Raw genomic sequence first — 12,485 nt, 5'->3', positions numbered from 1 at the left:
TTTGACATCTTAATTTAAAACCTTTAAAATTTAAGTATGAAAAAGATATTGCCCTTCATATTGGCTATTGCCATGACAATGACCGCCTTTTCTCAAGAGGAACCAGCTTCGGATAATGATTTGTCCATTAGGTCGAATGAAATAAAACTGAATGCCCTTTATCTGGTTATTGGCTCTTTTGATTTTACTTATGAGTATTTAATTAATGAAGAGTCGGGTGTTGGTGTTAATGCATTTATCCCTTTTGATGAAGATATTAAAGATGATATCAACTACTATATTTCACCATATTATCGATTGTATTTTGGTAAGAAATATGCGGCTGGATTCTTTCTTGAAGGTTTCGGAATGCTGAATTCGTACAATGAGTTTCAGTCTATCAATGTCAATGATCCTGGAGATATTTTTGTTAGAACCACAGAATCTAAAACTAATTTTGCCTTAGGTGTCGGACTGGGTGGAAAATGGATGACAAATAGTGGATTTGTTGGTGAAATTAACTTTGGAATTGGTAGAAACCTTTTTGATACTGAAGACGAAGATTTTGAATTTGTAGCAAAAATCGGCATATCGGTTGGTTATCGATTTTAAACTTTCAAAATAGATCATAAAAAAACCAAGGCTGCGACCTTGGTTTTTTTATTATTGCATCTTCATCAGCCAGTGTTTTACATCCACTTCGGCTTTTATAAGATCTCTTAATTCGTCGATCTTAACACGTTTTTGTTCCATGGTGTCTCTATAGCGAATAGTTACGGTATGGTCTTCTAAGCTTTCACCATCTACGGTGATACAAAATGGCGTTCCTACGGCATCTTGTCTTCGGTAACGTCTTCCAACGGCATCCTTTTCGTCGTATACGACATTGAAGTCCCACTTAAGATCTTCTACAATATCTTTCGCCATTTTAGTCAATGCTTCGTCTTTTCTTACTAATGGCAGAATAGCCGCTTTTGTTGGCGCCAATACCGCAGGTAATTTTAAAACATCGCGTTTAGAGCCATCTTCTAAAGTTTCTTCAACTAAAGAATTTGAAAATACAGCTAGGAACATACGATCTAAACCGATGGAGGTTTCAAGTACGTATGGTGTATAGCTTGCATTGTCTTCATGATCGAAGTACTGTAACTTTTTACCTGAATATTCTTCATGCTGACTTAGATCAAAATCTGTACGTGAGTGTATACCTTCTAATTCTTTAAATCCGAATGGGAAATTAAACTCTATATCGGTTGCTGCATCGGCATAATGTGCTAATTTTTCATGATCGTGGAAACGGTAATTGTCATCACCCATTCCTAAGGATTTGTGCCACTTCAAACGAGTGTCTTTCCAATAGTCGAACCACTCTTTTTGTGTTCCTGGCTTAATGAAAAACTGCATTTCCATTTGTTCAAACTCACGCATTCTAAATATGAATTGTCTGGCAACAATTTCATTTCTGAAGGCTTTTCCGGTTTGAGCGATTCCGAAAGGAATTTTCATGCGTCCAGTCTTTTGAACATTTAAGAAATTCACGAAAATACCTTGTGCAGTTTCAGGTCTTAAATACAATTCCATGGCCGTATCTGCAGATGCACCTAGCTTGGTACCAAACATTAAATTGAATTGCTTAACGTCTGTCCAGTTGCGACTTCCAGATAATGGGTCGGCGATCTCTAATTCTTCGATCAAAGCTTTAACATCGGCCAAATCTTCATTTTCCAGAGATTTACCAAGGCGCTTAAGGATGGTGTCTATTTTTTCCTGATAGCCTAAAACACGACCGTTTGTAGAAACGAATTCTTCACGGTTAAAGGCATCGCCAAAGCGTTTCTCAGCTTTCTTAATTTCTTTATTAATCTTGGCTTCTATCTTCGCGCAGTACTCTTCAATTAAAACATCGGCACGGTAACGCTTTTTAGAATCCTTATTATCGATCAGTGGATCGTTAAATGCATCAACGTGTCCTGAAGCTTTCCATGTGGTTGGGTGCATAAATATGGCGGCATCAATACCAACAATATTATCATGCATTTGTACCATGGCTTTCCACCAATAGTCTCGTATATTTTTCTTTAACTCTGCTCCATTTTGTGCATAATCATAGACGGCACTTAATCCGTCATAGATCTCACTACTCTGAAATACGTAACCATACTCCTTTGCATGAGAGATTACTTTTTTGAATTTATCTTCGTTTGCCATGCTGCAAAAATAAAAAACCGCTCAAATTAACAAGCGGTTTCGTAGATTTTATAGTATCAATTTACTTTAATTGAATAGTTGTACTTCCGAGTTTCCTATCTTCATGGAAGACATTTATAAAATAGGTGCCTTTTTTAAGAGGCCTATCTTCTTGGTATGTAGCAACAGTAGTACAAATATTTAAGCGTTTATTGTCGAAATTTACAATCTCCTTTTTACTGTAAATTAATGAGGTATTATTAAAGAAAACCTCGCCTTTATCAGCTATAATATTATTATCTGGACTTACAATTTGAATGTAAATCTCCTTTTTACCCTTTTCTGTCAGTGGATTTTCAGTAAGATTGATGCAGACGTCCATCGCATTAACACGTCGTGCTCTAAGCGTCTCTTTCTTTTTTGAATTATTTATTTTGAAAGTACTTACATTGACACTATTAGCCTTCATGATGGCTGCTTTGTCAATAGTTTTATTAAGAGAATCTCTGGTTACCTCTAAAGCATTGATGGTAAGATTATTCTTTTCAATAGTATTCATGGCGTAACGCTTCTCTTTTTGAAGCTTCTGATTTGCAGTGTTAAGAGAATCTACGGTTGCCAATAGCACCTTGCTTTTAGTCTTCAAAACTAAAAGTTGATCTTTGAATTTAGTGATTATTGATAAGTCACTTTTTAATAATCTTAGAGAATCTAAAGCTGTTTTAGTCTCTAGTTTTGCTTCTTGGAGCTGGGAAGACATCAGATCATAATCTTGGCTCAGTTCGTCATAACTGACTAACATTTCTGAGAGCTCTTTTTCAATTAAAAGCTTCTCTTGCTTTAAGAATTCTTCGTAGGATTTAATGGATTTATAGTTCGTGAAACTATAGATTCCTAAGGCTGTTAAAACGACCAATAAAGAACTTATAATTAATCTGTAGTTAAATAATTGAGGGTTAACTATCATCATTAATTTCTTAGGTTGAGGCGAAATTAGAGTATATTAGACTGCATTTTTATTTTATTCGATTAAGTGGTAAAAAATTTGTTGAACTTATTCTTCCCAAAAGTCTGTGAAGCTTGCAATAATGTTTTGACGGATAATGAGTTAGTGGTTTGTTTAACCTGTAGACATCATTTACCAGTTACCAACTTTCATTTTGAAGAATCTAATGCCGTTGAGAAAACCCTTTATGGGCGCGTAAAACTTGAAAATGCCACCGCGCTTTTACATTTTTCTAAGAAAGGTATTGTTCAGCAGTTATTGCATAATTTGAAGTATAGAGGTCATGAACAGATCAGTGGATTTTTAGGCAAGTGGATGGCGTCTGAATTGAAATCCATTCCATCTTATCAAAACATTGATGTGGTCATCCCAGTACCTTTATATAAAATCAAGCTAAGAAAACGCGGTTATAATCAGGTAACGAAGTTTGGGAAAGAAATCGCAAAATCACTTAATGCTGAATTCAATGAAGACGCACTAATAAAAACCAAACCAACAAAAACGAAAGTATTTAAAGGGAGGTCATCGCGCTGGCAAAATGATGGATCTGTGTTTGCCCTTTCTGAAAATGCCACTTTAAAAGGAAAGCACATTCTATTAGTTGACGATATTATAACTACCGGCGCTACTGTTGAAGCTTGTGCTACAGAATTGTTAAAAATTGATAATGTTAAGTTAAGTCTTGCTACTATGGCAATTGCCGATTGATTTTTTCGTTTGTGAACTTAATATTGTTTCTTTGTGCAAAATTGAATTGAGTAAATGTCAAGAGTCTTAACGAGATTTATAAAAGTTATTTTTCTGTCTTTAATATTGGCGAGTTGTGCCAATCGCGGTACACCAAGCGGTGGTGAAAAAGATGAAGAACCACCTGTTATTATTGAAGAGCGTCCAGAGAATTTCTCAACGAATTTTAAATCTGAAGAGATTAGAATTTATTTCAATGAGTATGTCACCATTAAGGATTTAAGACAACAACTCATTATCTCACCACCAATGGATAATGATCCTATTATTACTCCTGCAAGTGGTGCCAGTAAATACATCACCATTAAAATTACTGATACTCTTAAAGCTAATACGACTTACGCATTCAATTTTGGTGAAAGTATTGTTGACAATAACGAGGGGAATCCTTACCCTTATTACCGCTATGTTTTTTCTACGGGCGATGCCATCGATTCACTTTCGGTAAAAGGCTATGTTGAAGATGCCTTATTAAAAAAGCCAGATACTTTTATTTCGGTAATGCTTTACGAAGTAGATTCAACCTACACAGATTCAATTGTCTTTAAGGAAAAGCCGAGATATATTACGAATACTCTAGATAGTGTAACCAATTTCAGTATTGATAATATTAAGGCAGGAACATACAAACTTATTGCCTTAAAGGATAAAAATGGAAATTTTCTGTTCAATCAAAAAGATGAAAAAATAGCATTCAAGGAAGGGTATATCACGGTTCCTACAGACTCTAGTTTCAGATTGAACTTATTTAAAGAAAAGGTCAATTTTAAAGCGATCAAACCAAAACAGGAAGGTGAATTTAAAATTGCTTTTGGTTATGAAGGGGATTACGAAACTATGCGAATTAAAGTCTTAGGTGAGACTCCTGAAGGATTTCAAACAAGAATTGTGAAAGACCCAAAAACAGATACATTGTATTATTGGTATAAGCCGAAGTTTGAATTAGACTCAACACAATTTATCGTTTCGAATGAAAAATCTGTCGACACCTTCAAACATCGCTTTAGATCGTTTGATCCTGATTCATTAGTGTTAAAAACAGTGTCTTCGGCAACTTTGAATTTTGAAGATGATTTTACAATTGAAGGCAATATTCCTTTTACCAAGATCGATACTTCAAAAATTAAACTGATCGATCGAGATTCAGTGGTTGTACCTTATAAGGTTGAGTATGATTCGATCTATAACCGTTATAAATTTCCGGTTGAAAAAATGGAAGGGCAGCGGTATCAATTGAGGATGCTTCCTGGTACATTCACAGACTTTTATGATGGTATAAATAAGGATACTTTAGATTATAATTTCCGAACTAAAGCCAAATCAGAATACGGTAATATAAGAGTGAATTTAGTAAATCCTAAATTCCCACTCATTGTGCAATTAGTAGATGATGATGGTGATGTTTTGTATGAAAAATATACCACAGAATCTCCTGTTGTTGACTTTTTTGATCTCTTACCTAAAACCTATAATCTTCGAGTGATTTACGATACTAATGGAAATGGCAAGTTCGATACTGGTAATTTCCTGCTAGGCATTCAGCCTGAACGGGTCTCTTATGCACCAAAAATTGATGAGGTAAGGGCGAATTTCGATAACATTATTCAGTTTACACTTCTAGATTAAAGTTATCCCGATCTTTTAAAAAACCTAGTTTTTCTCTGTATTTAGTGATGTGTTCCTTTTGTAGCGTAATCACTTCCACTGCTTCTTTTTCATGAGGAATGGTGTCAATTCTATACCCTAAAACATCATAAGCGGCAGAATGCCCTGTGTATTCATAATTGTTGCCATCTAAGCCAACACGGTTTACACCAATGCAGTAGCTCATATTTTCTATTGCCCGCGCCTGAAGTAAAGCATCCCACGCACTTACTCTAACCTTCGGCCAATTGGCCACGTATAGTAACAGGTCATAGTCTGATGTATTTCTGGCCCAAACCGGAAAGCGCAGATCGTAACAGATGAGCGTGCAAATCTTCCAATCTTTATAGTTAATAATAACTTGATCAGTTCCTGCTGTGTAAACTTTGTGTTCGCCTGCAAGTGTGAAGGTATGGCGTTTATCGTAGTGCGTTAAGTTTCCGTTTGGCTCAACAAAAACCAAACGGTTGTAATAATTCCCATTTTCAGAAATAACTAGACTTCCGGTGATGGCTACTTGCTTTTCAGAAGCTAGTTGTTTTAGCCATGTTATGGTAATACCGTCCATGGTTTCTGCAACAGCAGAGGCATTCATGGTAAATCCGGAGGTAAACATTTCTGGCAAAATGATAACATCGACTTCTGTGATGCCTGTTATCATACTTTCAATTTTTTGCCTGTTGGCCTCGGGATCTTCCCAAACGAGATCTAACTGTAATATAGCAACGGCTAGGGAATTGCTCATTGTTTATAGTTTGCGTTTTGCTTTCTCTACTTTTTTAGTGAGTTTTTCGATTTTTTCAAGCCATTTAGTTTCTTCCACAGGAGATAATTTACCTTTTCGTTTAAGTTTATCATATTTCTTCTGAGCCTTGGCTAATTGGTCTTGACTTTTCTTATAATTGGCTTTTAGCTTTTTTTCCTTTTTTAGAGCTTTTTCTGCTCTTTTGTGGTCTTTTTCGGCTTTTTTTACATCTTTTTCGAGCTTTTTGGTCGCTTTTTCCTTTTTTCTTTCAGCCTTTTCTTTGTCTTTTCTGACTTTTTCTTCAGCTTTAAGTCTGTCAGAAATGCTAGCTGCTTCTTTAAGGATAGCAGAACGTTTTTCAGTCGTTAAAGTGTCGGTGATATCCTTATCATCTAAAAATATACGTTCGTTTTTGACTTCATAGGTCTTTCCTTCACTTTCAACTTTTTGTGAGAAAGACATTAAAGAACTCATAACCAATAAGATTGTAATATAAAATTTCATAATCATTGTATTAATTCAATCTTGAGACACAGAAAAGTACAAAAAGTAACTTAAATTTTACATAGAATCTCAGCTGCCTTTATCAAAGTCTCGTCAGTTTTCGCGAAGCAAAATCGCAAAACTTTATCGTCTTGTCCATTTTCATTAAAAACAGAAAGAGGAATCGACGCTATTTTATGGTCTTTGGTAAGACGCTTTGCAAAATCAACATCATGCTCATCTGTAATTTCAGAATAATCCAATACCTGAAAGTACGTTCCTTGAGATGGTTTGAATTTAAAACGGGAGTCTGTTATCAAATTCAGAAATAGATCGCGCTTTTGTTCAAAAAATGAATTTAGACTTAAATAAGTGCTCGCATCTTGCATATAATCGGCAATGCCTTTCTGAGCCGGATGGTTAACAGAAAAAACATTGAATTGATGGACTTTCCTAAATTCGGTCATTAAGTCATCTGGAGCACAACAATAACCAATTTTCCAGCCTGTATTATGAAAGGTTTTACCGAAGGATGCTGTTATAAAACTTCGTTGTTTTAAATCATCAAAAAGGCAAACACTCTGATGTTGTTCGCCATCAAAAATAATATGCTCATAGACTTCATCGCTAAGCACAATAATATTGGTGTCTTTTGTTAATTGCTGAAGCTGAAGCATATCGTTCTTCGACCAAATAGTTCCACTCGGATTATGAGGTGAGTTGATTATGATCATTTTAGTTCTATCACTGATCTTTGAACTTACCTCTTCCCAATTAACACTATAATCTGGTGCCGATAACTGAATTGAAATGGTTTTACCACCATTAACCTGAATTGCCGGTTCGTAGCAATCATAAGCCGGTTTAAAAATGATAACTTCGTCTTCAGGTTTAACAAAAGCAGAGATTATTGTATAAATGGCCTGTGTTGCTCCGGCGGTAATTGTAATTTCCTTTTCAGGATGATAAAAACTATCGTATAAATTCTCGTACTTATTTGCGATAGCTAATCTCAGTTCTAGATTGCCAGCCATAGGGGCGTACTGGTTGTAACCATTATTCATGGCCTGAGTAACCAGATCATTTAATTGTTGGGAGCTTTTATAATTTGGGAATCCCTGAGATAGATTTAAAGCCTTATGTTCATTGGCCAGAGCACTCATAACTGTAAAAATTGTGGTGCCAACATCAGGAAGTTTTGATTCGAAATTCATTCTGAAATATACTACAAGTTAGTCATAATTCCTTATGAAAATCGACAAATGGTTTCAAAAATGAAAGGTATAATTTAAACTAAAGTTTTGCGTTTTAAAATCTATGAAGTACGTATTTACTATTTTGCCGCTATTCATTTTATTATTCGGATTTACAAGTTTAAAAGATGAAGTGAAGACCGTTCATATTTTTGTTGCCCTTTGTGACAACGAGAATCAGGGGATTGTTCCTGTACCTAGTAGATTAGGTAACGGTCAGGATGCCAAAAACAATTTGTATTGGGGAGCGCTATACGGAGTGAAAACCCATTTCAAAAATTCAAAAGATTGGGCATTAGTTAAGGTGTTAGAAAGTGATAATCCTAGGATTTTAGAACGTTTGCTTTTTAAGCATAATGCGTCTAACACTTATATTTTAGCGGATGCTTATGACGGAAAATATATTAAGCAAACTACTATAGATTTTCTTGAAGCTACCGCTGGAAGAAATCAAGTTGCGATAAGTTACAATAACTCAAGCTTTAACTTTGGAGGTGAGTCTGGTCTTTTGGCTTATGTAGGGCATGATGGACTGATGGAATTTAATGTTGAGGGTAACTTTTCACCAGTTAATGAAACAGCAAGAGATGCCATTGTGTTAGCCTGTATAAGTAAAGATTATTTTAAACCCTATTTTGAACAAACCAAGGTGAACCCTTTGGTTTGGACCACAGGTTTGATGGCCCCAGAAGCATATACCTTAAAATCTGCGGTGGACGGCTGGATAGTCAATGAAGCCGACAAGGATATTTTAGAGCGAGCTGCCCAAGCCTATCACAAATACCAAAAGTGTGGGATTAAAGGAGCTAGACGATTATTTGCAACAGGATTTTAATTTATTCGTTAAGGATATCTCTTACAATCTTAAGATGATGCTTTGTGTGGACTTCGATAAATCTTATGGCATGCGCCTTGTTAAGCTGACCAAAGTAGGGATGATCAAAATTGGCATTGTTATCGAGCGATTTCAATTTTGAGATGTTTGCCTTAGCTTCTTCTAATTGTTTGTAGATATCTTCGGTTATAATCACATCTGGTGGTCTCACAACATTAGGTGATTGGGCTCTTCCTCTTGGGATATAGCCTGCTGTTAGAGAGAAGGTTCGAGCCGCATTTATAGAACTTGAATAATCATCGGGATTAGATTTTGAAAGTACATCGGTAATACGATTGAAGGTTTTCAAAATATGATCGAGTTGCCAGGCGACATCCACCTTAGAGACCTCAAGATTTTTTTTATCGCGCTCTGGAATATAATTCTCAACTTTCGTTAGCAATGGTCTTAATATGGATGGGTCATCTTGTTTCATTTTGAAATTTGAATAAATAAAGAGGGAAATTACAAAGAGTACTGCAATAAATAAGATTCGTTTTTTCATAATTTGTATTTAAATGTGCTCAACTATAAGGCTAAAAAAGGATTTAGCATCATAATAAGGTATGTCGAATTGATGCGAGTGACCTGCCTGAAGATATTAAGAACTAATTAAATTCACAGCTTTTTAAAAGTTAAAACCACAACAAGTAGATTAGATTATCGTACTGCGTGAACGAGTTTTTCAACTTTCAAAAAATGATTGGATATAAAAAACCCTCACATCACTGCAAGGGTTACTATCTATAAATCTAAAAGCGAAGCGCTTCTAAAATTCCAAAAATCTAGTATCTGTAATACTCTGGCTTGAATGGTCCTTCAACTGTTACACCAATATAATCAGCCTGATCTTTCTTCAATTCAGTTAGCTCAACACCGATTTTCTCTAAGTGTAATTTAGCCACTTTTTCATCTAAGTGTTTAGGTAACATATACACCTTATTTTCATACTTATCAGAATGGTTCCAAAGCTCGATCTGTGCTAAAGTCTGGTTGGTAAACGAGTTACTCATTACAAAACTTGGGTGGCCAGTTGCTAAACCTAAATTCACTAATCGTCCTTCAGCTAAAACAATAATGTCTTTACCGTCAACAGTGTATTTGTCAACCTGAGGCTTAATAACATCTTTTGTATCCCCATAGTTTTCATTTAACCAAGCCATTTGAATTTCGTTATCAAAGTGCCCAATGTTACAAACAATGGCTTTGTCTTTCATGGCTTTAAAGTGCTCAGCTCTTACGATATCTTTATTACCCGTTGTAGTGATAATGATATCTGAAGTACCAACAACAGTTTCTAAACGCTTTACCTCAAAACCATCCATAGCAGCTTGTAATGCACAGATTGGATCAATTTCAGTTACAGTAACAATACTTCCAGCTCCTTTAAATGACGCTGCAGTTCCTTTACCAACATCACCATATCCACAAACTGTTACTCGCTTACCTGCTAACATAATATCTGTAGCTCTTCTTATAGCATCTACTGCAGATTCTTTACAACCATACTTGTTATCGAATTTACTTTTGGTAACGGAGTCGTTTACATTGATTGCTGGTAATGGTAGAGTTCCTTTTTCAACACGCTCGTATAGACGGTGTACACCAGTTGTAGTTTCTTCAGAAAGTCCTTTGATTCCTTCTACTAATTCTGGGTATCTGTCTAACACCATGTTAGTAAGGTCACCACCATCATCTAATATCATGTTTAACGGTTGTCTGTCTTCACCAAAGAATAAGGTTTGCTCAATACACCAGTCGAATTCCTCTTCTGTCATATCTTTCCATGCGTAAACCGCAGTTCCGGCAGCAGCTATTGCAGCAGCAGCCTGATCTTGAGTAGAGAAAATATTACAAGAACTCCAAGTCACTTCAGCGCCTAAAGCTTGTAAAGTTTCGATTAATACTGCAGTTTGAATAGTCATGTGCAAACATCCTGCAATGCGCGCACCTTTTAGTGGTTGCTCGTCTTTATATTCTTCGCGCAAGCTCATTAATCCAGGCATTTCTGCCTCAGCAAGCTCAATTTCTTTTCTTCCCCAAGCCGCTAAAGACATATCTTTAACTTTATTTGGTACGTAAGCAATTGTTTTTGTACTCATAGTATTTTTCTTTATCTCCTTTTTGATTATTACTTATTTCGTTAATTTCGCCTTGCAAATCAATCATTTGACTAAAGCGATGCAAAGATAGTCATTACCTTTAACTTTATTTAATGCCACTATATAAATCTGTTAAAATAAATCATAATTCGGCTGTAAAGATTTGGAAGATTGAAGAAAGTTATGATGAATTAATTGAACCACTCGATCTAAAACCTCAGAGTTTAGAGCGTGTTTTGGGCATGAAGAGTGAAATCCATCAGCGTGGTTTTCTTAGTGTCCGTCATCTTTTGAGAGCATTTGGTTATTCCGATCAAGATCTTTATTATGACGAGTTTGGTAAACCACATCTCAAAGATGGAAAGCATATTTCAATTACGCATTCCTTTACATTTTCCGGCGTTATTATTAGCGATAGAGAAGTTGGTATTGATATAGAAAAGCAGCGTCCGAAGATCGCAATAATAGCTAAGAAGTTTGTGGATTATGAATTTAATTATCTGAATGTAAATTCAGATGATTATATAAAAAAGCTCACGGTCATATGGGGTGTAAAAGAATCCTTATATAAGTTATTTGCAACACCTGGGATGTTATTTAGAGAGCATTTTTTAGTCATTCCATTTATGCTTGAAGATAGTGAAACTGTGGCTTGGATTGATTACCAAGGTCGAAAATATCGCTATACTACCGCTTTTTTAGAATTTGAAGGATTTACTTGCGCTTATGTTGTTCCTAATGAATAAGTGCTATCGAGACATACAAGAGACGATTTCAAAATCTGAAAAGCTTTTAGCTGTTCTGATCGATCCTGACAAAATGCAAATTGAAAGTGTTTCCGCGTTTATTTCAAAGCTCAATCAATCTATCGCAACTCATATTTTTGTAGGTGGAAGTGAGGTTGAAAATGGAATGACAGAGCGTTTAGTTATGGAGATAAAGAAATATACGAAGCTTCCTGTAATATTATTTCCGGGTGATGTCATTCAGATTACAGATAAAGCTGACGCGATACTCTTTTTATCGCTTATCTCTGGAAGAAATCCCGATTACCTCATAGGCAAACACGTTGCATCAGTTTCAAAATTGAAAGCAACGCGGTTAGAGGTCATTCCAACAGGTTACCTGCTTATTGAAAATGGGAAGATGACTTCGGTAGAACGCATAAGTAAAACAAAACCAATTAAACGCTCAGCACTACATACTATAACTGATACGGCCAAAGCAGGTGAATTCTTGGGGATGAAAATGATTTACCTTGAAGCCGGTAGTGGTGCAACACATCCTATAGAAGCAGAGATCATTCAGAAGGTAAAGCAAGAATTAAATATTCCATTGATCGTAGGGGGTGGTATTAGGTCTAAAGAAGAACTTAATGCAGCCCATAAAGCTGGTGCAGACCTAGTTGTCATAGGTACTGCGTTCGAAGAGAACGAAGCGTTTTTTAATGAACTAAAAAAATAAT

13 protein-coding genes are annotated in these 12,485 nt (G+C 35.7%); 6 read left to right on the top strand and 7 right to left on the bottom strand.

What is annotated here, in order from left to right; all coding sequences use genetic code 11:
* The first annotated feature begins 36 nt into the window (after positions 1-36).
* Positions 37-591: a DUF3575 domain-containing protein gene (locus tag DDY94_RS02215; RefSeq protein WP_111682389.1), complete on the top strand. Its 555-nt coding sequence runs from the start codon at positions 37-39 to the stop codon at positions 589-591.
* Positions 592-642: 51 nt separating this feature from the next.
* On the opposite strand, the gene DDY94_RS02210 is transcribed toward DDY94_RS02215, so the two are convergent.
* Both DDY94_RS02210 and DDY94_RS02205 read right to left on the bottom strand, forming a co-directional pair.
* Positions 643-2,187 (bottom strand): glycine--tRNA ligase, encoded by a 1,545-nt coding sequence (locus DDY94_RS02210; protein ID WP_111682388.1) that lies wholly within the window; start codon positions 2,185-2,187, stop codon positions 643-645.
* 61 nt (positions 2,188-2,248) lie between these two features.
* Positions 2,249-3,136 (bottom strand): hypothetical protein, encoded by an 888-nt coding sequence (locus DDY94_RS02205; RefSeq protein WP_111682387.1) that lies wholly within the window; start codon positions 3,134-3,136, stop codon positions 2,249-2,251.
* Positions 3,137-3,211: 75 nt separating this feature from the next.
* On the opposite strand from DDY94_RS02205, the gene DDY94_RS02200 reads away from it, so the two are divergent.
* Both DDY94_RS02200 and DDY94_RS02195 read left to right on the top strand, forming a co-directional pair.
* Entirely contained in the window at positions 3,212-3,880 is a 669-nt protein-coding gene (locus tag DDY94_RS02200; RefSeq protein WP_232817798.1) for a ComF family protein, read from the top strand.
* Positions 3,881-3,934: 54 nt separating this feature from the next.
* The gene (locus DDY94_RS02195; protein ID WP_111682385.1) at positions 3,935-5,545 is read left to right on the top strand and encodes an Ig-like domain-containing protein; all 1,611 of its coding nucleotides are present in this window, start codon (positions 3,935-3,937) and stop codon (positions 5,543-5,545) included.
* On the opposite strand, the gene DDY94_RS02190 is transcribed toward DDY94_RS02195, so the two are convergent.
* From DDY94_RS02190 to DDY94_RS02180, 3 genes are read right to left on the bottom strand one after another with little or no spacing between them, the layout of a single operon-like run.
* Entirely contained in the window at positions 5,529-6,308 is a 780-nt protein-coding gene (locus DDY94_RS02190) for an amidohydrolase (RefSeq protein WP_111682384.1), read from the bottom strand. The two genes, DDY94_RS02195 and DDY94_RS02190, sit on opposite strands and share 17 nt — an antisense overlap.
* 3 nt (positions 6,309-6,311) lie before the next feature.
* Positions 6,312-6,812: a hypothetical protein gene (locus DDY94_RS02185; protein WP_157957212.1), complete on the bottom strand. Its 501-nt coding sequence runs from the start codon at positions 6,810-6,812 to the stop codon at positions 6,312-6,314.
* Positions 6,813-6,862: 50 nt separating this feature from the next.
* On the bottom strand, positions 6,863-8,005 hold the full coding sequence (locus tag DDY94_RS02180; RefSeq protein ID WP_111682382.1) for a methionine aminotransferase: 1,143 nt from the start codon (positions 8,003-8,005) through the stop codon (positions 6,863-6,865).
* A gap of 103 nt (positions 8,006-8,108) precedes the next feature.
* Here DDY94_RS02180 and DDY94_RS02175 point away from each other — a divergent pair, with 103 nt between their 5' ends.
* Positions 8,109-8,879, top strand: coding sequence for a hypothetical protein (locus DDY94_RS02175; RefSeq protein WP_111682381.1), 771 nt, complete (start codon positions 8,109-8,111; stop codon positions 8,877-8,879).
* Position 8,880: 1 nt separating this feature from the next.
* Here the strand turns inward: DDY94_RS02175 and DDY94_RS02170 are convergent, their stop codons facing one another.
* Both DDY94_RS02170 and ahcY read right to left on the bottom strand, forming a co-directional pair.
* Positions 8,881-9,423, bottom strand: coding sequence for a DUF1569 domain-containing protein (locus DDY94_RS02170; protein WP_111682380.1), 543 nt, complete (start codon positions 9,421-9,423; stop codon positions 8,881-8,883).
* 280 nt (positions 9,424-9,703) lie between these two features.
* Complete coding sequence (ahcY, locus tag DDY94_RS02165) at positions 9,704-11,020, bottom strand: adenosylhomocysteinase (RefSeq protein WP_111682379.1); 1,317 nt, start codon at positions 11,018-11,020, stop codon at positions 9,704-9,706.
* A 113-nt stretch (positions 11,021-11,133) separates the two neighbouring features.
* Between ahcY and DDY94_RS02160 the strand changes: the two genes are divergently transcribed.
* Together DDY94_RS02160 and DDY94_RS02155 are read left to right on the top strand one after the other, a co-directional pair.
* Positions 11,134-11,766 (top strand): 4'-phosphopantetheinyl transferase family protein, encoded by a 633-nt coding sequence (locus DDY94_RS02160; protein ID WP_111682378.1) that lies wholly within the window; start codon positions 11,134-11,136, stop codon positions 11,764-11,766.
* The gene (locus DDY94_RS02155; RefSeq protein ID WP_111682377.1) at positions 11,759-12,484 is read left to right on the top strand and encodes a geranylgeranylglyceryl/heptaprenylglyceryl phosphate synthase; all 726 of its coding nucleotides are present in this window, start codon (positions 11,759-11,761) and stop codon (positions 12,482-12,484) included. Before DDY94_RS02160 ends, DDY94_RS02155 begins: the two co-directional genes overlap by 8 nt.
* Position 12,485 lies beyond the last annotated feature (1 nt).

The organism is Winogradskyella tangerina, from assembly GCF_003260205.1.
Lineage (GTDB): Bacteria > Bacteroidota > Bacteroidia > Flavobacteriales > Flavobacteriaceae > Winogradskyella > Winogradskyella tangerina.
This window is presented reverse-complemented; position numbering and strand designations above follow the sequence as displayed.